This window comes from Cryobacterium sp. Sr3 (assembly GCF_004402835.1).
In the GTDB taxonomy this organism is placed as follows: Bacteria; Actinomycetota; Actinomycetes; order Actinomycetales; family Microbacteriaceae; genus Cryobacterium; species Cryobacterium sandaracinum.
Genome location: NZ_SOFA01000001.1, coordinates 1 through 23,247, shown reverse-complemented (window position 1 = coordinate 23,247; position 23,247 = coordinate 1). Strand labels below are relative to the sequence as shown.

Here is a 23,247-nt window from a genome sequence, read left to right as displayed (position 1 = left end):
GGTCCCCCGGACACGTGCCACCGCCGTCGTGGTGCCGTCTCGTAGTTTGGGCCATGCTGAACAGATGAGCACAGCAAATGGAAAGCCCGATCGGACCCTGGTTGTCCTACTGTCCGTGATCGGAGCGCTGGTGGTCATCGCCCTCATCGTCGTCTTCACCGGCGGCGAACCCGAACAGCTTGACGCCGACACCCCGGAAGGCCTCGTCCAGGACTATTCCGCGGCCGTCATCAACGGCGACGAGCAGGCCGCTGGCGCGTACCTCACCGAGGACGCTTTCAATGGCTGCGAGGACTTCGGCCGGGGCCCCACCGACAACATGCGGGTCACTCTCGTGTCGACCACCGAGCGGGCCGAGTCGGCCGACGTGAAGGTGTCCATCGTCACCTCCTACGGCAGCGGCCCCTTCGGAGCCGACGAGTACGAGACCCAGGGTGTCTTCGACCTGGTGGCCGTCGACGGCACGTGGTTGATCGATGACGCCCCCTACGAACTCAACATCTGCCCGAATCCGAAGGCCGGTTCCTGATGGTCAGCGTGGTGCTGCTGGTTGCCGTCCTGGTGATCGGCGGCGGTATCGCCGGCATCGTGATCGCGGTGCGCAAATCGACGCCATCCGGGGAGAGCGCGGCCCAGCCCACGGTACGCCGGGTGATCGTATACATTCTGCTCTTCGCCCTGGTCGTGATTGCCGCCATCGGAGTGAGCGGACTGCTCGGGCGCCTCCTCGACACCGGCAACGCACTTGCCTCCAGCGACATCACCGGGCTCGCCCGCTCGCTCGCGTTCACCCTCATCGCCGGCCCGTTCGCGGCCGTACTCTGGTGGGTGCTGTGGCGCCGAATGGACGGCGCGGAACGATCATCCGTCGCCTGGGGGCTCTACCTGGCCGGCCTGTATACGGTCTCCCTTGTCACGTTCAGCACCGCCCTGCTGACCACGGCGGCCGTGCTCGTGCGCGGGGACTGGCAACCGCGTCTCTTCGCCACCGGAGTGGTCTGGGCCGGCGTGTGGGTCTGGCACCTGTGGATGTCCCGGCACGAGGAGAAGAGCCCCACCCAGCTGGTCACCGTGGCCCCGATCCTCGGTTCCGTCTTCGGTCTCGTGATCGCGGTGGGCGGCGCCGTCACGGCCCTCAGCTCTCTTCTCGACGCCGCCGTCGACGCCGCACCGAGCCTCACCCCGGGCGAACCCTGGTGGGAGTTGACCCTCCAGGCGCTCATCTGGTTCGCCGGCGGGCTGGTCATCTGGTGGTGGCACTGGATCCGCAGCCAGGCCCGCGACCTGCGCGGCGGCCTCGCCGATCTAATGGTCGTGGCCGTCGGCGTGGCCGGGGCGGCCATCCTGACGCTGAGCGGGGTCGGAACCGTGCTGTTCCTGCTGCTCAGACTGGCTATCGACCGCACCGACCCGGTCACCGACATCCTCGACCTACTGGGTTTCGGCGTCTCGGTCGCCTTCATCGGCGCACTCGTCTGGAGCTACCACCGGGGCCTGACCCTGGCCCGGTCGGACACGACGAGGGTGGCGACGAAGCTTGTGACCTCCGGCGTGGGTCTCGTGGCCGCGGCCTCCGGGCTGGGCGTGGTCGTGAACGCGATCCTCGCCGCCACGACCACCCCGCTCGCCGGTTCAGGAACCCGAACCCTCCTGCTGGGCGGCATCAGCGCCCTCGTCGTCGGCGGCCCGGTGTGGTGGCTGGCCTGGCAGCCTACGACGCCGCTCTCCCCCGCGGAGGTCCGCTCCACGGGACGAAGGGTGTACCTGATCCTGGTGTTCGGCGTGAGCGCGGTCGTTGCCATCGTGACGCTTCTGGTGATCGGCTACCGGCTCTTCGAGTTCGCCCTCGGCGACTTCACCGGGGACAGCGTGATCGACCGGGTGCGGGCCTCGCTGGGGCTGCTGGTAGCCACCGGCCTCGCCGCTGGGTATCATTTCGCTGTCTGGCGACGAGACCGCTCGGTGAGTGCAGAGGCCCCGCAGCCGGCGCGCACCATCGGCCGCGTGCTCCTGGTAACGGACGCCGACCCGGAACTTCTCAGCCTCGCAATCGGCGCAGCGACCGGAGGCGCGGCCGTCTTCGTGCTAAAGCGCGCCGACGGCGCCGGTAGCTCGGCAACGGTGGAGCATCTCGCCCAGGCCCTCACCGGCGTAACCGGAAAGCGGGTGCTGGTCGTCACGGGCCCCGGCGACCGGGTTGAGGTGATCCCGCTTCAGGAATGAGCGCCGGTGCGGCCTTCCGCACCGGGGTCGGCACAAGGGTCGACGCGCAAGTCGATGCGGGGTTCGACGCGGGATTCGACGCCGACGGTGGGCTCAGGTGGCCACCGCTGGCCGGCGCCATCTCGATTCCCGGCGCCGTCGCCCCGTGGCGGGCGCGGGCACCGGCAGCAGCTCCGTGCGCACGAAGCGACGGATGCTGGTGCGCGCCGGGGACTTCGGCGCGGCATCCCGCAGCGTGCGCCCGGCGACGATGGCCGCATCCGTGGACACCTGGTCCTGCGGCACCAGGATCGGCGACTCGATGCCGCCGAACCGGCGGAGCGCCGATACGACCTGCCCGTTCGCATCCAGCCCGACCGCGCCCCGGCGCACCCGGTTCATGACCACGCTGACCTGATCGGTCGTGACCACCTCGGCCAGGTCCACCCAGGCGCGCAGGAACCGGGCCATCCCGACCGGGTCGGCGAGGCCGCAGGCGACGACGTGGTCAGCCAGTCCGAGGCCCGTCAGGGTGGCCGCGTTGCGGCGCGGGGCGAACAGGTCACTGGAGATCTCCTCGTCGCTCTCAAGGCTGAACCCGGTGTCGAGCACGACGTAGTCGACCCAGATACGGAGCGCGTTGATGGTGCGCGTCACCCGCTCGGTGGAGAGCTCGGGCCAGCGCGACGGCCGCCCGATGCCGGTGAGCACCCAGAAGGCTCCCTGCGGTGAGTTGTAGCGCTGCGCGATGCGCTCAAATTCGGACCGGGTGAAGCTGTCCGAGCCGGCCAGGCGGCACGCAGCGGCGAAGCCCGGCGCCTCATCGAGCATCCCCAGGCTCGGCGCCACCGAACCGCTGTAGGTGTCGATGTCCGCCAGGGCGACGGTATGCCCGGCAGCGGCGATCTCCGCCGCGATGTTGATCGCCAGAGTGGTGCGCCCCGGGGCGCCGGCCGGCCCCCAGACGGCGATGACCGTGCCCTGCCGTTTTGTGCCGGGCAAGCCCGCCGGATCGCCGACCCGCAGCGGAATGGCGACCCCGGCGCCGATCAGCGCCTCAGTCTCGGCCCAGTCGGCGGCGGCGTCGACCACGTCGAAGAGGCCGAGCCCGGCCGCATTGCGTCGGTCCTGGTCGTTGGCGGCGAGCGCGATCACCCGGGCGCCGTGGGCGTCGCAGGCGGTGATCAGCTCGGCCGTGAGCGTGCTGCGGCCGGCTCCGACGATCACCACCTCGGGCGCGCGCTGCCGCAGGGCGAGGATCACCTCGCCCGCAGTCGTCGAACGCGCCACGATCACATGGCCCTGCTCGATGATGTCGATCAGCAGACGGTCTTCGGTGTTCCGGTCGAGTGCCAGTGCGATGGTGGCCACGTTTACTTCTCCAGCGGTGCGTTGACGGGCACAACCGCGATGGCGTCGCGGTTCGCGATGGACTCCAGCACCGCCGCGACGGCTCCCTTCGGCACCAGGATCTCAAGTGTTCGAATGCCGCCTCCCGCCACGAGCCCCGTGGGCTCGACCAGACGCACGACCGCGGCCTGGTCGACGAGCACCGTCGGCGGCCCGAACGTGTTCGGGTCCGTTTTGCGGGCGGACCAGACATCGACCACGGAGCCGGGACCGATGTTCAAGGCCAGGGCGCTGGTCAGCTCAACGACCACGCTCGTGACCTCGGTGCCGGCGGTGCGCCCGACCGCGGACGCAGGCACGAGTTCCCCGGCGGCGATCGTGCGGGTGACGACCAGCCCGTCATCCGGCAGCCCGTCGGGGGTCACGTACAGGTCTCCCGTTACACCAAGCCGCACCTGCGTGGCCACGAGGTCGGATGCCTCCACTCGGTCCCCGACGGCGAGCGCCGAGCGCGCGGTGAACACCGCCGTGGACCGGTCGGCGGCGGAGACGATCAGATAGACGCCTCCGACGGCGGCGACCACGAGCGCCAGCCCGATCGCGAATCGCGGATCGAACCAGAATTTCGGTCGTGCGTTCCTGGCGGTCTTGCTCACGGGCGCCTGCCTCCCCAATACTGACTCAATTGGTGCTGACTCGATGGAGCCGGATCGATGGTGCCGACTCAATAGTTTCGGCTCGAAACTCCGTTTGACCCGGGAATCCGCCTCGACGTCCATCGTGGTCGTCTTCGCCCCCACGCGGGAAAGTTATCCACAGCCTCACTCCGCCCCGATTAGGGCCCGCCCGCCGACGGATAATCGATCCATGAACGATTCCGGGGCTGCTTCCAGTGTGGGCCGGTTCCTCACCCTGGCCGACACCGCGGAGATCCTCTCGTTGACGGTGGCCGAGGTGCTGGAGCTGGTGCGCACCGGTGAGCTGCCGGCCATCCGGCTCGGCACCCAGAGCACCCCGGCGGGCGGCGCAGGCACGATCGGGGCCGGCAGCGCGGGCGTGTGGCGGGTCGAACGGATCGTGCTCGAGTCTTTTATCGAGGCCAAGTACGAAGAGGCCCGGCGCATGTCGCTGTGGCAGCAGTCGGACTTCGGGAACATCCCCGAGCTGTCCGGCGGCACGATCATCCGTCCCGACGACTGACCCGGCTAGATTGATGCATCCTCGTCGTGTGGTTGTGCCGCTCCCGGAGGGTCAGGGCTGACCGCACGGGGGCACGCTGCTCATCCAGGCGGACCGCTGTCCCCGGCGTTGAACCAATTCGACGGAGATACTTGGTCAAACAACCGTTCTCGAGCCCAAACGGGCTGTTCAGACTCAAATCTCCGTCGAATTCGTTCGGACGAGTTGCTGCGGGCTGTGAATGCGAAAGGCACGGCGGCTCAGCGCGGACGGTTGGCGCAGAGCGTTGGCGCAGAGGATTAGGCCAGAGGGTTTGGCCAGAGGGTTTGGCCAGAGGGTTTGGCCAGAGGGTTTGGCCAGAGGGTTAGGCCAGAGGGTTAGGCCAGAGGGTTAGGCCAGAGGGTTAGGCCAGAGGGTTAGGCCAGAGGGTTAGGGCAGAGGGTTTGGCCAGAGGGTTAGGGCAGCCGTACGAGCTGGATCTCGCCTACCGGCACGATGCGGTACTGGTGCACCTCCGCTTCGCGGCGCAGGGTACCCGGCGCGTGCAGGGCCAGGTCGATGTGGTCCCGGCCCACCCGGTCGATGGTGCCGGGGAGCACACCCGCACGGGTGTGCACCTCCAAGTTGGAGCGCCGTCGGCAGAGGTCTCGCAACACAAACGCCAGGCCGATGCGGTCCACGACCCGGGCTGCGGATTCGGGCTCGGTGCCGAGCGATCCGGGGATCTCCCCCCGGCGCAGGACGACCCCGGCCACGGCGGCCAGCGGGAGCACGCACTGGGAACCGGCGGAGACGGAGTCCAGCAGGTCACCCGCCAGCCAATCCCGCCCGAATGTGGTCGGCCGCACGGCGATCGTCTCCCCCGTCGCGAGCACGATCCGCAGCACACCCGCACCGGGGACCGACCCGGTCCAGGGCTCTGATCCTTTCCGGGGATCTGCGGCGACGGCGGGAGTGCGCGCGAGGTTGGTCAATCGGTTACGCAGAGACAGCCGACCCAGCCGCAACCGTTCTTCTTCGGCGCGCAGGTCGATCTCCTCGGCGTGCAACTCGTGTTCGAGCTGCCCCTCGAGGTCGTCGAAAAGGTTGTCCCAGCGCACAGTCCCGAAGTTAGCCCGCACGACCAACATCCTGCCCGGGTTATCCACAGGTCTTAAAAGCACTCGACACCACCGTCCCCGGCTGATTGAGTGTCGAGCACGGCCCGTACCCCCCGCGTGGGGGTGCCTGACCCTCGCCAACACCTGCTCCACCGAATGTCTGCTCCATCGCACGCCGGATCCACCCGAACCCCTTGAACCACCCGATTGCCACGGCAGGTGTGCCGCCGGCAGCGGACTCACGCACCTCGGAGGAGTCATGAGCGATCCAGCCAACACCCCGGCACGCCAACCCCGGTCAAGGGACAACAAGTTCGTCCAGGACGACTTCTTCGGCCACCAACCGAGCAGCAGGGACCAGCTGCCAGACCCGGAGCCACTGCTGATCAACCTCACCCGCTGCGTGATCGAGGTGCTTGCCGGCGCCCGAGAGCTCGACCAGCTCGCCCGGTGGGTCAGCGACGACGTTTACCGGCACCTGCTGAAACGGGTGGTGCTCTCGGCACGGGCGCGCGCCGTCAAGGGGCAGAAGGCCCAGCGGCCCGCGTTCACGATCGGGCGGGTCACGATTTCCGAGCCGCGAGACGGCGTGATCGAGGCCGTCGTGATGGTGCACAGTAAGGTTCGCGTTCGCGCCGTGGCCCTGCGCCTGGAAGGAATGGACCAACGCTGGCGGGCCAGCGCTATCAACGTGTTGTGATAACCGGCTCCGCGGGAGAAATGAGCCCTCGCCCCGGGGGCGCGCTGCAAGGGGATTGTTCCCACTGCCGAGGTAGGCGTGCAGTAAACCGCGACGCGACTCGAACGTGTGTGACCGCTGCGGACCAGTGCGGGACCAGCGCGGAGGTCCGGCCCGGCGGGTCGATTCTCCCATGCTGGCCACAAGACCCGCCGGATGCGCGGCAGCGCTCGAGCGGTTCGGATCCCCGTCGAACTCCACCGCGCAGCCCGAACGAATTCGACGGAGATTTCGCCGGAATCGACCCTAAAAACTCCGAAAAGGCAGTTTCATCCAAGAATCTCCGTCGAATTCGCTTACCGGACGCGGAGCCCCGCCGTGATGAACGGCATCCACGCGGTGCGGGCGGCTCTGGGCCCCGGGAGCGCCTCCATCGTTCGATGAAGGCGCACGGACCTGACCGGGCTACTTCTTGCCCTGAGCGCGCCGTTCGGAGCGATTGACCGGAGCGGGCTTCGAGTCGTCGCCGCGCTGGCCGAACGCGCCGCGCTGGGGCGGTCCGGCCACCACGTCCGTCTCCGCTTCATCGGCGGGGGCCGCGGCGCTCGCCCGGCGGGCACGGTCGGTAGCGGCCTGCTGGATCTGTCCGCGCTGGTTGCGTACTTCGACTCCGCCCGAATCGCTCGGGGCGGTGTAGCTGAGCTTCTCACCCGCGGCCGCGGCCGGGGCGAGTCCCTTGGCGGCGACGATGGGACCGGCGACGGCGCCGGGGGCCTGGCTGACCTCGACCTCGAGGTTGAACAGGAAACCGACGGTCTCCTCGCGGATCTGGCCCATCATCTGCTGGAACATGACGAAGCCCTCGCGCTGGTACTCCACCAGGGGGTCGCGCTGGGCCATGGCGCGCAGGCCGATGCCGTCCTTCAGATAGTCCATCTCGTAAAGGTGCTCGCGCCAGCGGCGGTCGATGACCGACAAGACGACGCGGCGCTCGAGTTCACGCATCGCCGGTGAACCCAGCGACTCTTCTCGGTGCAGGTAAGCGACCTTGGCATCCGAGAGAATCTCACGGCGCATGAAGTCGCGGTTGATCTTGCCGCGGTTGCCGGCCTCGGCGACGACCTCGTCAATGGTCAGTCCCACCGGGTACAGCGTCTTGAGCTCGGTCCACAGGGCATCGAAGTCCCAGTCGTCGCCGTTGCCTTCGCCTGTGTGCACCTCGAGGACCTCGTCGACGACGTCTTCCAGGAAGCGCTGCGTGCGCTCGTGGAGGTCGTCGCCCTCCAGGATGTGCCGGCGGTCGCCGTAGATCGCCTCGCGCTGACGGTTCAGAACGTCGTCATACTTGAGCACGTTCTTGCGGATCTCGGCGTTGCGGCCCTCGACCTGCGCCTGCGCGCTACGGATGGCTCGACTGACGACCTTGGATTCGATCGCCATGTCATCGGGAATCCCCTGGCGGCCCATCAGGCTCTCGGCGGCCCCGGCGTTGAAGAGGCGCATCAGGTCGTCGGTCAGCGACAGGTAGAAGCGGCTCTCGCCCGGGTCACCCTGGCGTCCGCTACGACCGCGCAGCTGGTTGTCGATGCGGCGCGACTCGTGCCGTTCGGTGCCGAGCACGTAGAGGCCGCCGGCGTCGACGACCTTCGCGGCCTCCACGGCGACCTCGGCCTTGACGGCGTCGAACACGTCGTCCCAGGCGGTCTCGTAGTCCTCGGGGGTTTCGACCGGGCTCAGGCCTTTCGCGTTCATCTGGGCGACGGCGAGGAACTCGGCGTTGCCGCCGAGCATGACGTCTGTGCCTCGACCGGCCATGTTGGTGGCGACGGTCACCGAGCCCAGACGTCCGGCCTGCGCGACGATCGCGGCCTCCCGGGCATGGTTCTTGGCGTTGAGCACCTCGTGCCGCACGCCTTTCTTGGCGAGCAAGCGCGACAGGTATTCGCTCTTCTCGACGCTCGTCGTGCCGACCAGGACCGGCTGCCCCTTCTCGTGCCGGGCGACGATATCCTCGACGACCTGGCCGAACTTGGCCTCTTCGTTCTTGTAGATCAGGTCTGACTGGTCGATGCGCTTCATCGGCTTGTTCGTGGGGATGGACACCACGCCGAGCTTGTACGTGCTCATGAACTCGGCCGCCTCGGTCTCCGCGGTACCGGTCATGCCGGACAGCTTCGAGTAGAGCCGGAAGTAGTTCTGCAGGGTGACCGTCGCCAGGGTCTGGTTCTCCGCCTTGACCGCGACGCCCTCCTTGGCCTCGATCGCCTGGTGGATACCCTCGTTGTAGCGACGGCCCATCAGGATGCGCCCGGTGTGCTCATCGACGATCAGCACCTCGCCGTTCATCACGACGTAGTCCTTGTCTTTCTTGAACAGGGCGTTGGCCTTGATCGCATTGTTCAGGAAGGAGATCAGCGGGGTGTTCGCGGACTCGTAGAGGTTGTCGATGCCGAGGTAGTCCTCGACCTTTTCGATGCCGGGTTCCAGCACGCCCACGGTGCGCTTCTTCTCGTCGACCTCGAAGTCGACGTCGGGGATGAGCTTGGTCGACAGGCTCGCGAACTCGGTGAACCAACGGTTGGCCTCGCCGGAGGCAGGACCGGAGATGATCAGGGGCGTGCGCGCCTCGTCGATCAGGATCGAGTCGACCTCATCGACGATGGCGAAGTAGTGCCCGCGCTGCACCATGTCGGAGGACTGCCAGGCCATGTTGTCGCGCAGGTAGTCGAACCCGAACTCGTTGTTCGTGCCGTAGGTGATGTCGGCCAGGTACTGCTCGTGGCGCTGGGCCGGCGTCTGGCCGGACAGGATGCAGCCGGTGGTCATGCCGAGGGCACGGAACACGCGACCCATCAGCTCGCTCTGGTAGCTGGCGAGGTAATCGTTGACCGTGATGATGTGCACGCCGCGGCTGGTGATGGCGTTCAGGTAGGCCGCCGTCGTGGCCACGAGGGTCTTGCCCTCACCGGTCTTCATTTCGGAGATGTTGCCGAGGTGCAGGGCCGCCCCGCCCATCAGCTGCACATCAAAGTGGCGCAGTCCCAGGGTGCGGGTCGAGGCTTCACGCACGGCGGCGAACGCCTCGGGCAGTAAGTCGTCCAGCGACTCACCGCCCGAGTAGCGCTCACGCAGCACCACGGTCTCGTTCTTCAACTCCTCATCGGTGAGGTGGCTGAAGTCATCTTCCAACGCATTGGTGGCCTTCGCATACTGCTCGAGACGGCGCAGCAGACGCCCTTCACCAACACGAAGTACTTTTTCCAGAATTGAGGCCACGAATGCACTCCACTAGTCGTCACGGCGTGTGCACACGCCTGTCGTCGTTGCCGCACGCTCACAACGTCCGGCATGCGGCAACTATAACAAGGCTGGATGGTCAGTTGCTGCGCTCCCGAGAGGGCGGCACGACCTCCCCGGCCTCATCGGCGTTCTCGTCCAGTTCGATCACGCCGTAGTCCCAGCCCTTGCGACGGTAGACGACGCTCGGACGCTTGGTTACGGCATCCTGGAACAGGTAGAAGTCGTGGCCGACGAGTTCCATGAAGTAGAGGGCGTCGTCGACGGTCATCGGTGCGGCCGCGAAAACCTTGCGGCGGATGACGACGGGGTTGTAGACGTCGTCCGGTTCTTCGGTTGCCGGCGTCTCCGCGTTCACGACGGGGATTGCTCCGGTGCGCACCCGCTCGAGCACCTCGGCGTCGGCCGGCTTGATGTCGACCACGCTGAAATCGACGGATGCCGCGTCGTGCAACGAGATGGGACGGTGGGCCCCGCCGCGGTGCAGCTTCTGGCGGTCCTTGGCGCGGCGCACCCGTTCGAGCAACCGCCCCAGGGCGACGTCGAACGCCGCGTACTTGTCGGAGCCGTCGGCTTCGGCTCGAACGATCGGCCCCTTGCCGATCAGGGTCAGTTCGACCCGGTCGTTGCCCGTGGCGCCGTTCTTCTCCCGGTGGCGACTCAGCTTGATCTCGAGAGCCAGCGCCTTCTCGGCAAGACCGGCGACCTTCTCGGCCTTCTCGGTGGCATACTCGCGGAAACGATCAGTGATCCCTAGGTTTCGTCCAACGATGTTAATTTCCATGACGACCTCCAGATCTGGCGAACCGCCCGTATCTGGGCGATTATTACGCGCCTTCACGACCCACCGTAGCCGTGCGCGCCGGATAAGTCACAGCCTTTTGTCAATCTGTTTTCGATGTACTTTCGGCAACGGGGAAACGACGCCGTGTTTCCGCCAGAGTGGCCACGCCGACGACCTCGCCGCCCGCAGCGAGCAGGGCACGTCGCACCTCGAGCACGGTTGCCCCAGTGGTCAGGATGTCGTCGACGACCAGGATACGGAGGCCGAACAGCGACCGGTTCGCGACCAGCGAACCCGTTCGATTCCGGCCTCGCTCTGCGCTGCCCAGTCCGACCTGGTCCTGCGTCTCGCCCACGGTACGGAGCAACCGAGTCGGCCGGAGCCCCGAGTGACGGAGCAGCAGCTCCACCGGGTGATAGCCACGGATGCGCCACGCCTGCTGTGACGAGGGGACGGTCACGAGGTGCACCCCGGCACCCTCCGGTATGGTGGCCAGCGCCGCAGCCACGGCGACCCGGAGCGGACCGGCCAGCGCGCCGGCGGCATCCGTTCGGCCACCGTCCTTGAACGCTCCCAGGACCCGCCTGGCCACGCCGGAGTAGTCCAAAGCGGACCACACCAGGACACCCGATCGTTCGGAGCTGTGCGCCCGCGGTGCCAGGGCTGCCCGGCAGACCCCGCACAGGGCCCGGTCGGGCATGCCGCAGCCGCTGCACTCGGTGGGCATCAGAACTGCCCACGCGTCGAGGGCAGCCCGGGAGAGGCCGGCTGGAGGGCGCATCCCGCCATCGTGGGGCCAGGCCCGGCCGGCCCGGGCGCGGGGCTCGAACCGGTGCAGAACCGGCTTCCGCACGATCGGTGGAGGGGCTACCCGCCGATGCCCTGCTGGGTGGCCAGGAGGGTGACACCGCCGAGTCGTTCCTGCCAGCCGGCACCGCGCTGCACCAGGAGACCGCCCGTGGACGAGAGCGCACGCAGGTCGCGCAGGTTGTTGCTGCCGACCATGGTGACGCTGTCCGGCGCGGACTCGAGGCGCGTGGTGAGTCCACCCAGCTGCAAGGCCACGATCCGTCCCTCACCGCTGGGGAGGCGGGTCAGGCAGGCCACGGTGAGTTCGTCGATCCAGGCCGCGTCCACGGCCGTGCCTCCCGGCGCGGCCAGAAGCACCGCGTCGCCCAGCGCGACCGGGGTGCTCTCGTCCCGGGTGATGGCGCTGACGACAAATCGGCTGTCCTTGCCCGACTGGAGCAGGGCGATCAGCCGAGTGCCGTCCCGCGACACGCGCAACGACTGGATCGCCGAGACTTCCGGCCACGGTGTAGGGACGGCGGTCGCTTCGCCGTTCGGGCCGTACACGAACAGTTCACCGGGGCGGGCGGCGGGCACCGACCAGACGAAGCCGTAATTGTCGATGGCAGGCGCGATCAACCCCTGGCGGGGATCGAGCTGCACCGGGTCGTCACCGACCCTGACGCCGTACACTCCCGTTCCCGTCAGCACGGCGGCCGCGGTCTGACCGGGCGAGAGGGTGACGGAGGTCGGGTCCAGGGCGACGATCGAGCCGGACAATCCGGCGATCGGGCTGATCGAGGAACCGCTTGCCGCCAGGAATCCGAATTCGCCCTCGCGCAGGATCAGCGCCCGGGCGTCGACGCGGGAATTCGCGGTCGGGGCGTTCGCACTCAACTCGGCGATGTCCTGCAGGTTGCGGTTGACGGTGATGGTGGCGGACAGCCCGGGCGGAAGGCTGTTGGACAGTTGGGCCTTCATTCGCTGCAGGGTGACCCGGTCGGCGTTCAGCGCTTCGCTGTTGAGGTCGACCTTGGCATCCCTGGCGATGACCTGCACGGCATCGGCGGTGAGCTTGGTGCCGTCGGGGAACGCCGTCACGACGGCTCCGGTGAACCAGGGGCTCGGGCCGTCGAGCAGTCCGTTGACGATCTTCGTCAGAGTAGCCCCACTGCGCGGGTACCAGCGCAGATCGGGCACCAGGTAGCTGAAGCCCGGGTCGAAGAAGTAGAGCGCCTGGGCGGTGAAGACATCTTGAAAGATATTCCGATCGACGACCGTGCCGTTCGGGGCCGCGCCGATGCGCCACTGGCCGCCGACCTGCACGAACTGGTAGCGCAACGCCACCGCGGTGGGCGACTCGACCTCGCGGTACTCGCCGCGCTCATCCACCTCGGCGACCGGATTCACCGAGAACTGCATCTGACCCTCGCCGACGGAGACGGTGCTGCGCCCGGTGGCGTCGTCGATGGTCACCCCGGAGTCGGGCTCCCAGGAGCTGCTGTAGTTCGGAGCCAGGAACTCCCGCGCTATCGCGTAGTCGTTGTCGGGGCTCGTCGCCGCGTCGATGAAGCCGCGCAGGATCGCCTCGGGGGTGGCGTCCTTCTGCGGTCGCGAGGGCAGGAACACGGGTGCCGGGGTGGCGCCGGGCTGCACGGTCTGCCCCGCGCGCACGCCTCCGTCGCGCGGGATTCCCGCGCATCCGGTCAGGGCCACCGCGAGCGCGACCAGGCCAGCGAACATCCGGGTTCGACTACGCATAGTGCCCTCCCGTTTCTCCGGCGGCCGTGCCGCCGCCTGCATCGGCCGGGGGCAGCGGGCTCGGCGAGCTCGACAGCGTTCCGTTCGCGCTGCGCGGCAGGGTTAGCCGGAAGCACGACCCCTCCCCCGGGTGCGACCAGACCTGCAGCCAGCCGCCGTGCACGACGGCGTCTTCGAGGGAGATCGACAGGCCGAGGCCGGTGCCGCCGATGGTGCGCTTGCGCGACGGGTCGGCCCGCCAGAACCGGTCGAAAACGTGGGCCATCTCGGCCTGGCTCATACCCATGCCGTAGTCGCGCACCGACAGGGCCACCGCGCTCTCGTTGCTGTCGACGGACACGATGATCGGCTTGCCCTCTCCGTGCTCGATGGCATTGCCGATCAGGTTGTGCATGATGCGGCGGATGCGGCGGGGATCGACGTCCGCGTCGAGGTGCCCGCCCGGTGCCACCAGGGTCAGCACCGTGCCCTTGGAGTCGCCGAGCGAGCGCAACCCTTCGATGGCGTCCTCGGCCAGGTGCACCAGGTTCGTGGGCTCAGTCTCCAGCTGCACCGACCCGGCGTCGTATTTGCTGATCTCGAGCAGGTCGCTCAGCAGCAGCTCGAAGCGCTCGACCTGCGTGTGCAGGAGCTCGGCCGTGCGTTCGACCGCCGGCGGGAACGTGGCACGGTGGTCATAGAGAACGTCGCCGGCCAACCGGATCGTCGTCAGCGGGGTGCGCAGCTCGTGCGAGACGTCCGACACGAAGCGCTGCTGCACCTCGGACAGGTCGGCGAGTTCCTTGATCTGGCTCTGCAGGCTGTCCGCCATGCCGTTGAAGGAACGGGCCAGCGTCGCGATGACGTCTTCACCTTTTTCCGGGATGCGCACGCCGAGGTCACCGGAGGCCAGCCGCGCGCTGGTGGCCGCGGCCACGCGGATCGGGGTGACCACGAAGCGCACTACAATCCAGGTCACGCCACCGATCAGAAGGATCAGCACCAGGCCGGCGATGCCGAGGGTTCGCTGCACGAAAGCCAGGGTTGCCTCGGCGTCGGCCAGGCTGTACCCGATGTACAGCTCGTACCGGCCGGCGACCGGCACGGTGAGCTGGGAACCGACGACGATGCCGGGAACCAGCGCGCCGTCATCCGTCGCAAGCGTCACCGACTGCCAAAACTGCTCCCCGGCTTTCTCCTGCACCTGGAGGCGGAGAGCGGGCGTGATCACGCCGGTCGAATCACCGAATGACGAGGAGTCCTGCGGCGCCACAGTGGAGGCGTCCTGCCCGGGAGACCGGAAGATGGCGATCATCTGGGACGAGGATGCCGCGGTAATCAGGGTGCGGGCGGAGCCCACCAGGGTCTGCACCTCCACCCGGTCCGCGGCGTCGGAGGCGTCGAAGATGCCCTGGGCGGCGGTCGTGGCCCGGTTCGAGTCGACGAGCACCTGGTTCAGTCTTGATTGAAACAGGTCGTTGCCCACACTCGCGGAGATGTAGACCCCGACCACCATGATGGCCACCCCGGACAGCGCCACCGTGATGGTCACCGTGCGGAACTGCAGCGAGGAACGCCACAGTCCGCCGATCCTGGCCGGCCAGTCCCGCCAGTCCCGCCAGTCCCGCCACACGCTGCGGTCGTTACCGGTGCCACCGAACACGAGGAACCTAGCCGGCCGCGCCGGCCCGATAGCCGACCCCGCGCACCGTCATGACGATGCGCGGGTTGTCCGGGTCGTCTTCGACCTTGGCGCGCAAACGCTGCACGTGCACGTTGACGAGGCGGGTGTCCGCCTTGTAGTGGTAGCCCCAGACCTGCTCCAGGAGCATTTCCCGGGTAAAGACCTGCTGGGGCTTGGACGCAAGTGCCAGCAGCAGGTCGAATTCGAGCGGGGTGAGGTTGATCTGCCGCGAACCGCGCCGCACCTCGTGCCCGGCGGCATCGACGACCAGGTCCCCGATCTGCAGGTTGGCGGGGGTCTCCGATGAAATCGGGCGCAGGCGCGTGCGGATCCGGGCGACCAGTTCCTTCGGGTTGAACGGCTTGACCATGTAATCGTCAGCGCCGGACTCGAGGCCCTTCACGACATCCGTCGTGTCGGTTCGCGCGGTCAGCATGATGATGGGCGTGCCGGATTCGGCGCGGATCAGGCTGCAGACCTCGATGCCGTCGAGGCCGGGCAGCATCAGGTCCAGCAGGACCAGATCGGGCTTGACGGCGCGAAAGACCTCCAGGGCCAGGGAGCCGTCGGCGCAGAAGACCGGCTCGAAGCTCTCCGCGTGCAGCACTATGCCGATCATCTCGGCCAGCGCGGTGTCGTCGTCTACGACTAAAATGCGTGCGTTCATCAAACCGTTTTCCACTCAGTCACCCAAAATACCCCGGTGAGTCATGCAATCACTGGCTCAAGAGTAGTCGACGGCGCCGCAGGAAAGCTCAACGCGCTCATTCCACACCGAGGTATGCCAGCATAGGTTTCGTGACCGACCCGCAGAACTGGCACTCCCCGACCGATGACGGGCGCAGCATCCCGGTCGGCGACGAGCAAAAACCGCCCCTCGCGCCCGCCGGTTTTGTGCCCCCGGCAAAACCGACCGCTGCTCCCGGCGCGAATACGCCGCCGGTCTGGGGTCCCCCACCGACCTGGACGCCGCCACCCAGACCGGGACTGATCCCTCTGCGCCCGCTGGGTTTCGGAACCCTGCTGTGGGCGCCGTTCCAGGTTCTGCGTCGCAACCCGAAGGCGACCTTCGGCAGCGCGCTGCTCGTTCAGGCGGGCGTCGCCCTGATCGCCGTCGTCATCGTGGGTCTGGTCTCCTACTTCGCGCTCGCACGGGTGGAGAACTCTCCACTGGAGGACCGCGACGCGCTCGAGGCCGGCGCGACCCTCAGCATTGTGCTCTCGGCCATCGTGCCGCTGGCTCTGGCGGTGGTCGCATCCGCTCTGTTGCAGGGCGTCATCGTGATCGAGGTGGCCCGGGCCACGCTCGGAGAGAAGCTGCGGCTGGGCGCCCTGTGGCGCGCCGTGCTGCCACGCCTCTGGCCGCTGGTGCTCTGGACCCTGATGCTGAGTTCGGCCCTGATTGCGGCCATCGCCCTCGTGGCCGGACTGGTGGTGTTCTTCGCCTCCCTCGGCGGAGCGGGCGTGGGTCTGGCGGTGGTCACCGGCATCCTCGGTACGGTCGCCCTTCTCGCGCTCGGCATCTGGCTGTTCACGAAGACCTCGCTCGTGCCGAGCATGATCGTGTTGGAACGGCTCGGCATCCGGGCGGCGGTGGGGCGGTCCTGGTCGCTGACCCGCGGCTACTTCTGGCGCACGTTCGGCGTGCAGTTCTTGGTCGCGACGGTCGTGAACGTCGTCTCCCAGATTGTGACGACGCCGCTGTCGCTCCTGTTCGGTGCCGCCATCTCCGTGGTCGACCCGAACGCCGCCTTCGATGCGTACCTCCCGTCAGTGATCCTGTACGTTCTGACCATCCTCATCGGCCTGGTGCTCGGCGCCGTAGCAGCCGTGGTGCAGTCGGCCGCGACCGCCCTGATCTACATCGATCTGCGGATGCGCAAGGAAGGCCTCGACCTCGAGCTGGCCCGATTCGTCGAATCGGCCGCCGGCGCCGGTCTAGACCCCTACCGGTCGAAGCCGGCACACGCCTCGGAGACTGCCTGAGCATGATCGCAGGGTCGCACATCCACACGGTGATCCGGGCGGCGATACCGGTCGATCCCGGCGCGCCCGAAGCGCGGAAGTGGCTGCGGGAAGAGCTGGCCAAGGCTCCGTACGAGGCCGCCAAGCCCACCTGGTTCGACCGGTTGTCGACATCGATTCTGGACTGGTTCGCCTCCCTCACCGCGCCCTCGGCCGACGGTTTCGCCGCCTGGGTGCCCCTGCTCCTGACCGTGGCCGTGGTGGTCCTGGTCGTCGCCGCCCTCCTCATTTTCGGCCTGCCCCGGCTCAACCGGCGCAGCCGGCTCGCGTCCGACCTCTTCGGCGTCGACGACCGTCGCGGCGCCGTCGACCTGCGTCGTGCCGCGCTGGCCGCCGCCTCCCACCGGGACTGGAACCTGGCGAGTGCCGAGATGTTCCGGGCGCTGGCGCGCGGACTGTCCGAGCGCACCATCCTGATCGTGACGCCGGGCACCACCGCGCACTCCTTCGCGGCGCGGGCCGCCGAGGCCTTTCCCGGCGAACGGGTGCGACTGAGCGAGGCGGCCGAGCTCTTCGACGGGGTGCGCTACCTGGGGGTCGACGGCACCGAGCAGCGCTTCCTGGCCCTGGCGGCGCTCGAGAGCGACCTGCGGGCCGCCCGGCCGCCGCACCTCGAGGACCCAGCCCCGACGAAGAAGCCATGAGTCTTCTCATCGAAACGGCCTCACAGTCGGCCGAAAACGCCGTCTCCTCCACACCAACCCTGCGCGAAGCCGGACGCCGGGCGCGGTACTGGCTGCTCGCCGGCGTCAGCGCACTGATCGTCGCCGTCGTCAGCACCGTCCTCGCTGCGGGCGGCGGCGTGGGCGGTAAGCCCCTCGGGGCCGACAGCGCGGCCCCAGCCGGCGCGCGGGCGCTCGTCGAGGTACTCCGCCGACAGGGTGTCAACGTCACCGCCGCCGACACCCTCGCGGAGGCGCGGAGCCTGGCCGGCGCCGCCGCCAACTCCACCGTGTTCTTCTTCGACGAGAGCGGCTACCTCACCGACGACCAGCTGAGCGCGATGTCCGCCCTGGCCCCGCGCACGGTGGTGGCCTCCCCCGATTTCCTGGCGCTGCAGACGCTGATCCCCTCGGTGGGCTTCGGCGGCGTGTCCCAGACCGCGGTGTCCCGTGCCGCCTGCACGGTCGCGGCCGCGGTCAAGGCCGACAAGCTCTCCCCCGGCGGCTCCACACTCACGATCCCGGCCGACGACGCCGAGCTGAGCGGATGCTTCACCTCGGGAGAGAACGCCTTCGCCCTGGTCGAACAGGCAACCGCCGACCGGACCCTCACCCTGCTCGCCGACGGCACCCTGTTCAGCAACGAGAAGATCGGCCAGGCCGGCAATGCCGCTCTCGCACTCAACCTGCTGGGCGCGGGGGACGACCTCGTCTGGTACCTGCCCACGATCGCCGATGTGCCGGGAACCGGAACGCCGTCGCTCGGCGAACTGACGCCCGGTTGGGTTACCCCGACCCTGATCCTGCTGGTGCTGGTCACCGTGGCCGCGGCCGTCTGGCGTGGGCGGCGCTTCGGGCCTCTCGTCGCCGAGAACCTGCCGGTCACCGTGCGGGCCAGCGAGACGATGGAAGGACGGGCCCGGCTCTACGCGCGCAGCAACGCCCGTCTGCGCGCCCTCGACGCACTGCGGGTGGGCGCCGTGCAGCGCCTTGCCGGCCAGGTCGGGTTGTCGCGGCTGGCGAGCCTCGACGATGTGATCGCCATGGTGGCCACCGTGGTCGACCGGCCGCCGGCCGACGTTCGGACCGTGCTGGTGGACGCCGTTCCGGCATCCGACTCCGATCTCGTCGCCCTCTCCGACCGCATCCAGGAAATTGAGCGGGCCACGGCCCGCGCGACCACGCCCCTGCCACCCGGAAGAATGGACTCATGAGCACTCATACCCCTGTCGATACCCTGCGAGGCTCCCTCGCCCAAGTCCGTACCGAGGTCGGCAAGGCCGTCGTCGGACAGGACGGCGCGGTAACCGGGCTGATCATCGCGCTGCTCGCCCGCGGCCACGTGCTGCTCGAGGGTGTGCCGGGCGTCGCCAAGACCCTCCTGGTGCGGTCCCTGAGCCACTCGCTCAGCCTGGAGACGAAACGGGTGCAGTTCACGCCGGACCTGATGCCGGGCGACGTGACCGGCTCACTCGTCTACGACGCCCGGGTGGGCAACTTCGAGTTCCGCAAGGGCCCCGTCTTCACCAACATCCTGCTGGCCGACGAGATCAACCGCACCCCGCCGAAAACCCAGTCGGCCCTCCTTGAGGCGATGGAGGAACGCCAGGTCAGCGTCGACGGGCGCTCCCTCCCGCTACCGGACCCGTTCATCGTCGCGGCGACCATGAACCCGATCGAATATGAGGGCACCTACACGCTGCCCGAGGCCCAGCTCGACCGGTTCCTGCTCAAGCTCGTGCTCGACGTGCCGGAGCGCGACGCGGAATTCGAGGTGCTGCGGCGCCACGCTGAGGGCTTCAACCCCCGCGATCTGGCCGGTGCGGGCGTCACCGCGGTTCTCGGCGCGGAGGAGCTGAAGACGGCCCAGGCCGCCGTGGCATCCGTGGGCGCCAGTCCGGACGTTCTCGCCTACATCGTCGACCTGGCCCGCGCAACGAGAAGCAGCCCGTCGGTCAAGCTCGGCGTCAGCCCGCGCGGCACGACCGCGCTCCTCGCCGCGGCCAAGGCGTGGGCCTGGCTGAGCGGCTATGACTCGATCACCCCCGACCATGTGCAGGCGATGGTGCTGCCGGTCTGGCGGCACCGCGTGCAGCTGCGGCCGGAGGCGGAACTCGAGGGCGTGTCCGTGGACGCGATCCTGCGTGCCGTGCTCGCCCAGGTGCAGGTGCCGATCTAAGTGACGCTCACCGGTCGGTTCGTTGCCCTCCTCGCGCTCGGCGTCGTGCCGATCGTGATACTCGGGAGTACCCCGGGGATGGCGACGGCCGTGCTGGGACTATGGGTGCTCGCCCTGGTGGGTCTCGGCATCCTGGACCTGGCCCAGGCCGGATCGCCGCGGAAGATCGTGCTCTCCCGCAGCATGCCCTCCCGGGTGCGCCTGGGCGAAAGCGTGACGAGCGACCTGTACCTGACCAACACCGGGGGTCGACGACTGACCATGGTGGTGCGGGATGCCTGGCAGCCGTCAGCCGGGACGGGCAACAACCGCACGCCGCTGGTGCTGCCTCCTGGCGAACGACGGCTGGTGTCGCTGCGAATGACGCCCACCCGGCGCGGTGAACGCCGGGTGGACCAGGTCACGGTGCGCTCGTTCGGGCCGCTCGGGCTGTGGGCCCGTCAGGCCACCCTCCGGGCACCGGGCCAGATTCGGGTGCTCCCGCCCTTCAACTCGCGCAAGCACCTGCCGTCGCGCATGACCCGACTCAAGGAGCTCGACGGGCGCACCAGCCTGCTCGTGCGCGGCCAGGGCACCGAGTTCGACTCCATTCGCGAATACGTGCGCGGAGACGACGTACGCTCGATCGACTGGCGGGCCACGGCCCGGCACAACGACGTCATGGTGCGCACCTGGCGCCCCGAAAGGGACCGCCGGGTGGTCATCCTGATCGACAGCGGCCGCACCTCGGCCGCGCGCATCGACGACGAGCCGCGCCTCGACACGGCTTTCGAGGCGTCGCTGCTGCTCGCCGCGCTGGCGGCCGGGGCCGGCGACCACGTGGACTTCATCGCCTACGACCGTCGGGTGCGCGGCCGCGTGCAGGGTGCGCAGGGAGCGGAGCTCCTTTCGCGCATGGTCGACACCATGGCCCTGATCGAACCGGAGCTGATCGAGACTGACTGGTCGGCCGTTCCCGGGGAGGTGCGCGCGGTGACGAGCCGCCGGGCCTTGGTCGTACTGATCACGTCGATCGACGCGGCCGGAGCCTCGAGCGCCCTGCTGTCGGTGCTCCCCCAGTTGACCCGCAGAAACACCGTGATCGTCGCATCCGTCACCGACCCAACCACCCTGGAGGCCACGCGCCCGCGCGGCAACCGGGAGGAGATCTACCGGGCGGCGGCCGCCGAACGGGCACTGCTCGACGTGGCCAGGGTCTCGGCCGCCATCCGACGCCAGGGCGCCGAGGTCGTCACCGGCTCCCCCGCCGACCTGCCACCCGCACTGGCCGACCGCTATATCGCGCTCAAGGCCGCCGGCCGGCTCTAGGCGCTAGGCCGCGTAGATCCGAGTGCTGCCGGCCTCGAATTCGGCCAGGTCGCCGGTCTCACCCGCCCGCACGGCACGCCGGCCGAGCACGAGCATGTAGGCGAGGAAGGCGAGGAGGGCGGCCGCGCCGATCCCGATCTTCACCGGCCACGGCCACGGGGCCGGGGTGACGAAACCCTCGATCACCCCGGAGACGAAGAGCACGAAGACCAGACCAATGGCCACCGTCGAGAGGGCGCGGGCATCCTCGGCCAAAGCCTGCGCGCGAGTGCGGGCCCCCGGGGCGATCCAGGCCCAGAAGATGCGCAGTCCACCTGCCGCGGCCACGAAAATAGCGGTCAGTTCGAGCATGCCGTGCGGTGCAATGTACAGGAAGAACACGTCGCCCTTGCCGTAGGCGAACATGACTGCGGCCGTGATGCCGACGTTCTGCGCGTTCTGCAGCACGATGTAGGGTACGTAGACGCCGAGGATCCCAAAGGCGATGGCCTGGGCGGCGATCCACGCGTTATTGGTCCAGACCAAGCCGGTGAAGGATGCCGCGGGATTCTCCGAATAGTAGTTGACGAAATCCTCGTTGACGAGTTTCTGCAGCTCGGCGTCGGAGCCGACGGCGGCCAGGGCCTCAGGGTTGCCGGAGATCCAGAAACCGTAGAGGCCCGCGACCACAATCGTCACTACCGCCACGGCAAGGGTCAGCCACCGTAGGCGGTAGAGGGCGGCTGGCAACTGCAGCACGAAAAAGCTCGGGATCTGGGAAACAACGTTCGCGCTCGCCCCCGTGAACCGCAGCCTCGCCCGGGACAGCGCCACCGAGAGCCGGTCACCCTCCAGCGTCGAACCGGCGGTCGACTTGATCGCCGACAGCTGGGTCGCGCCGGACTGGTACCGCTCGATCAGCTCGTCTGCCTGCGCGCCGGAGAGCCGCCGCTGCGTACCGAGCTCAGCCAGGCGGTCCCACTCGGCGCGGTGCGCCGCTGAATATGCGTCAAGGTCCATCTGCTCTAATAGTAGACATGGAGCAGCCCGGCAAGGTGGCCGATCACGGCCAGTATTCGTGGAGCGAGCAGGAATTGGTCACCGGCGAGGCCGTTGCCCTCGATGTAAGGGCGGCCAGCATCATCCTGCGCGCCGCCGGAACGATCATCGATTATGTTGCCTACATCCTCCTCTTCCTGGGGGTGGCCTTTCTTGTGGCCGGCCTCACGGGCGTGGCAATCGACGACGCACTCGGACGGGCGCTCGGGATCGCAGGCCTAGTGGTCTGCCTGCTCATCGTGCCGATGGCCGTCGAAACGGCCAGCGGCGGACGGTCCCTGGGCAAGCTCGCCATCGGCGCCCGCATCGTTCGCGACGACGGCGGCGCGATCCAGCTGCGCCACGCGTTCATCCGCGCCCTGCTGGGCATCATCGAGATCTACTTGACGTTCGGCGGCATCGCCGCCACCACTGCGCTTCTGAACAGCAAGTCCAAACGCCTGGGCGACCTGCTGGCCGGCACGTACAGCCAGCACGAGCGGGTGCCCCGCCTCACTGATCGAACCGTCCCGCTGCCGCCCGTGCTCGAGGCCTGGGCGCAGACGGTCGACATTGTGCGTCTCCCCGATCGCCTGTCCCGCCGCATCGCGCAGTTTCTCCGCCAGGCCGACAAGCTGACTCCGGCTACGCGGCTGCGCCTCGCAGACAGCCTGTCCACCGAGGCCGCCCCGTTCGTGTCGCCGAAGCCAGAGGTCCCGGCGGAGGTCTTCCTGGCCGGGGTCGCCGCGGTGCGCCGAAGCCGGGAGTCCACGGCGCTGAAGCTCGAGCGGGAGCGTCTCGACCGTCTTCAGCCCATTCTGCATAGCCTCCCGCACGGTTTCCCCCAGCGGTAGGGCAACGGACCTCTCCCCGGCCGTTCCCGCGACGTATCCGACGAAGAATGTGGCGCTGCCGCCCGCGGGGCGCCCTCGCACCAGGGCCCGTGTGTGTGTGGCAAACTCAGGACATCTGTTGCCCGCAGTAGACGGCCGCCGCGGGTTAGTGCGGCATTGGTGCGGATGCCCGGCACGGCCCGGCTGGATCTCCTGAGTTGGCCACGACCGCTGCTGGATGTGCGCCGCGGGGTGGATGGGGCGGGGGCGTTGCTGTTGGTGGCCACCGGGCGGGGCGGTGGTGGTGGTTAACGCACAATGGCCACCCGTTGGGGTGGCCATTGTGTGTGTTGCTACGTTGAGTCCGGCGGTGTCCTACTCTCCCACAGGGTCCCCCCTGCAGTACCATCGGCGCTGAG

At 68.5% G+C, this 23,247-nt stretch carries 20 protein-coding genes; 10 read left to right on the top strand and 10 right to left on the bottom strand.

Features of this window, described 5'->3' with window-relative positions:
• Positions 1–64: 64 nt before the first annotated feature.
• Together E3N94_RS00100 and E3N94_RS00095 are read left to right on the top strand one after the other, a co-directional pair.
• Positions 65–529: a hypothetical protein gene (locus tag E3N94_RS00100; RefSeq protein WP_134569573.1), complete on the top strand. Its 465-nt coding sequence runs from the start codon at positions 65–67 to the stop codon at positions 527–529.
• Positions 529–2,223, top strand: coding sequence for a DUF5671 domain-containing protein (locus E3N94_RS00095; protein ID WP_241987014.1), 1,695 nt, complete (start codon positions 529–531; stop codon positions 2,221–2,223). The genes E3N94_RS00100 and E3N94_RS00095 overlap by 1 nt, the downstream gene beginning before the upstream one ends.
• Positions 2,224–2,316: 93 nt before the next feature.
• Here the strand turns inward: E3N94_RS00095 and E3N94_RS00090 are convergent, their stop codons facing one another.
• Positions 2,317–3,573 (bottom strand): regulator, encoded by a 1,257-nt coding sequence (locus E3N94_RS00090; protein ID WP_174721879.1) that lies wholly within the window; start codon positions 3,571–3,573, stop codon positions 2,317–2,319.
• Positions 3,574–3,575: 2 nt separating this feature from the next.
• Positions 3,576–4,208, bottom strand: coding sequence for a hypothetical protein (locus E3N94_RS00085; protein ID WP_134569572.1), 633 nt, complete (start codon positions 4,206–4,208; stop codon positions 3,576–3,578).
• A gap of 211 nt (positions 4,209–4,419) precedes the next feature.
• On the opposite strand from E3N94_RS00085, the gene E3N94_RS00080 reads away from it, so the two are divergent.
• Entirely contained in the window at positions 4,420–4,752 is a 333-nt protein-coding gene (locus E3N94_RS00080) for a helix-turn-helix domain-containing protein (RefSeq protein ID WP_104099849.1), read from the top strand.
• A gap of 434 nt (positions 4,753–5,186) precedes the next feature.
• On the opposite strand, the gene E3N94_RS00075 is transcribed toward E3N94_RS00080, so the two are convergent.
• Positions 5,187–5,852 (bottom strand): hypothetical protein, encoded by a 666-nt coding sequence (locus E3N94_RS00075; protein WP_241973022.1) that lies wholly within the window; start codon positions 5,850–5,852, stop codon positions 5,187–5,189.
• A 238-nt stretch (positions 5,853–6,090) separates the two neighbouring features.
• Here E3N94_RS00075 and E3N94_RS00070 point away from each other — a divergent pair, with 238 nt between their 5' ends.
• Positions 6,091–6,531, top strand: coding sequence for an Rv3235 family protein (locus tag E3N94_RS00070; protein ID WP_233191219.1), 441 nt, complete (start codon positions 6,091–6,093; stop codon positions 6,529–6,531).
• A 444-nt stretch (positions 6,532–6,975) separates the two neighbouring features.
• On the opposite strand, the gene secA is transcribed toward E3N94_RS00070, so the two are convergent.
• The 6 genes from secA to mtrA form a co-directional block, all read right to left on the bottom strand.
• Positions 6,976–9,786: a preprotein translocase subunit SecA gene (gene secA, locus E3N94_RS00065; RefSeq protein ID WP_134343279.1), complete on the bottom strand. Its 2,811-nt coding sequence runs from the start codon at positions 9,784–9,786 to the stop codon at positions 6,976–6,978.
• Between the two features lie 100 nt (positions 9,787–9,886).
• Complete coding sequence (raiA, locus tag E3N94_RS00060) at positions 9,887–10,591, bottom strand: ribosome-associated translation inhibitor RaiA (RefSeq protein WP_104099847.1); 705 nt, start codon at positions 10,589–10,591, stop codon at positions 9,887–9,889.
• 100 nt (positions 10,592–10,691) lie between these two features.
• Entirely contained in the window at positions 10,692–11,372 is a 681-nt protein-coding gene (locus E3N94_RS00055; RefSeq protein ID WP_134343280.1) for a phosphoribosyltransferase family protein, read from the bottom strand.
• An 86-nt stretch (positions 11,373–11,458) separates the two neighbouring features.
• Positions 11,459–13,141 (bottom strand): LpqB family beta-propeller domain-containing protein, encoded by a 1,683-nt coding sequence (locus E3N94_RS00050; protein WP_166790017.1) that lies wholly within the window; start codon positions 13,139–13,141, stop codon positions 11,459–11,461.
• Entirely contained in the window at positions 13,134–14,783 is a 1,650-nt protein-coding gene (gene mtrB, locus E3N94_RS00045; RefSeq protein ID WP_241977414.1) for an MtrAB system histidine kinase MtrB, read from the bottom strand. The genes E3N94_RS00050 and mtrB overlap by 8 nt, the downstream gene beginning before the upstream one ends.
• A 7-nt stretch (positions 14,784–14,790) precedes the next feature.
• The gene (gene mtrA, locus E3N94_RS00040; protein WP_104099844.1) at positions 14,791–15,471 is read right to left on the bottom strand and encodes an MtrAB system response regulator MtrA; all 681 of its coding nucleotides are present in this window, start codon (positions 15,469–15,471) and stop codon (positions 14,791–14,793) included.
• A 131-nt stretch (positions 15,472–15,602) separates the two neighbouring features.
• Here mtrA and E3N94_RS00035 point away from each other — a divergent pair, with 131 nt between their 5' ends.
• The 5 genes from E3N94_RS00035 to E3N94_RS00015 are packed head-to-tail and all read left to right on the top strand — an operon-like array spanning position 15,603 to position 20,978.
• Positions 15,603–16,790 (top strand): hypothetical protein, encoded by a 1,188-nt coding sequence (locus E3N94_RS00035; RefSeq protein ID WP_134401762.1) that lies wholly within the window; start codon positions 15,603–15,605, stop codon positions 16,788–16,790.
• 2 nt (positions 16,791–16,792) lie between these two features.
• Complete coding sequence (locus tag E3N94_RS00030) at positions 16,793–17,473, top strand: DUF4129 domain-containing protein (protein ID WP_134401763.1); 681 nt, start codon at positions 16,793–16,795, stop codon at positions 17,471–17,473.
• Positions 17,470–18,705: a DUF4350 domain-containing protein gene (locus E3N94_RS00025; RefSeq protein ID WP_134401764.1), complete on the top strand. Its 1,236-nt coding sequence runs from the start codon at positions 17,470–17,472 to the stop codon at positions 18,703–18,705. The genes E3N94_RS00030 and E3N94_RS00025 overlap by 4 nt, the downstream gene beginning before the upstream one ends.
• Positions 18,702–19,670, top strand: coding sequence for a MoxR family ATPase (locus E3N94_RS00020; protein WP_134343285.1), 969 nt, complete (start codon positions 18,702–18,704; stop codon positions 19,668–19,670). Before E3N94_RS00025 ends, E3N94_RS00020 begins: the two co-directional genes overlap by 4 nt.
• Positions 19,671–20,978: a DUF58 domain-containing protein gene (locus E3N94_RS00015; protein WP_104099839.1), complete on the top strand. Its 1,308-nt coding sequence runs from the start codon at positions 19,671–19,673 to the stop codon at positions 20,976–20,978.
• A gap of 3 nt (positions 20,979–20,981) precedes the next feature.
• Here E3N94_RS00015 and E3N94_RS00010 read toward each other — a convergent pair whose 3' ends face one another.
• Positions 20,982–21,977 carry a stage II sporulation protein M gene (locus E3N94_RS00010; RefSeq protein WP_134373640.1) on the bottom strand — a complete coding sequence of 332 codons (996 nt, stop codon included), beginning with the start codon at positions 21,975–21,977 and terminating at the stop codon, positions 20,982–20,984.
• 17 nt (positions 21,978–21,994) lie between these two features.
• On the opposite strand from E3N94_RS00010, the gene E3N94_RS00005 reads away from it, so the two are divergent.
• On the top strand, positions 21,995–22,849 hold the full coding sequence (locus E3N94_RS00005) for an RDD family protein (protein WP_134343288.1): 855 nt from the start codon (positions 21,995–21,997) through the stop codon (positions 22,847–22,849).
• The last annotated feature ends 398 nt before the right edge of the window (positions 22,850–23,247 follow it).

Bases quoted from the DNA above. Each gene is read 5' to 3' on its own strand.
- E3N94_RS00100 (WP_134569573.1), top strand. From the start codon at position 65: ATGAGCACAGCAAATGGAAAGCCCGATCGGACCCTGGTTGTCCTACTG.
- E3N94_RS00020 (WP_134343285.1), top strand. From the start codon at position 18,702: ATGAGCACTCATACCCCTGTCGATACCCTGCGAGGCTCCCTCGCCCAA.
- E3N94_RS00070 (WP_233191219.1), top strand. From the start codon at position 6,091: ATGAGCGATCCAGCCAACACCCCGGCACGCCAACCCCGGTCAAGGGAC.
- E3N94_RS00055 (WP_134343280.1), bottom strand. From the start codon at position 11,372: ATGCGCCCTCCAGCCGGCCTCTCCCGGGCTGCCCTCGACGCGTGGGCA.
- mtrA (WP_104099844.1), bottom strand. From the start codon at position 15,471: ATGAACGCACGCATTTTAGTCGTAGACGACGACACCGCGCTGGCCGAG.
- E3N94_RS00030 (WP_134401763.1), top strand. From the start codon at position 16,793: ATGATCGCAGGGTCGCACATCCACACGGTGATCCGGGCGGCGATACCG.
- E3N94_RS00080 (WP_104099849.1), top strand. From the start codon at position 4,420: ATGAACGATTCCGGGGCTGCTTCCAGTGTGGGCCGGTTCCTCACCCTG.
- E3N94_RS00025 (WP_134401764.1), top strand. From the start codon at position 17,470: ATGAGTCTTCTCATCGAAACGGCCTCACAGTCGGCCGAAAACGCCGTC.
- E3N94_RS00005 (WP_134343288.1), top strand. From the start codon at position 21,995: ATGGAGCAGCCCGGCAAGGTGGCCGATCACGGCCAGTATTCGTGGAGC.
- E3N94_RS00050 (WP_166790017.1), bottom strand. From the start codon at position 13,141: ATGCGTAGTCGAACCCGGATGTTCGCTGGCCTGGTCGCGCTCGCGGTG.
- E3N94_RS00095 (WP_241987014.1), top strand. From the start codon at position 529: ATGGTCAGCGTGGTGCTGCTGGTTGCCGTCCTGGTGATCGGCGGCGGT.
- E3N94_RS00010 (WP_134373640.1), bottom strand. From the start codon at position 21,977: ATGGACCTTGACGCATATTCAGCGGCGCACCGCGCCGAGTGGGACCGC.
- raiA (WP_104099847.1), bottom strand. From the start codon at position 10,591: ATGGAAATTAACATCGTTGGACGAAACCTAGGGATCACTGATCGTTTC.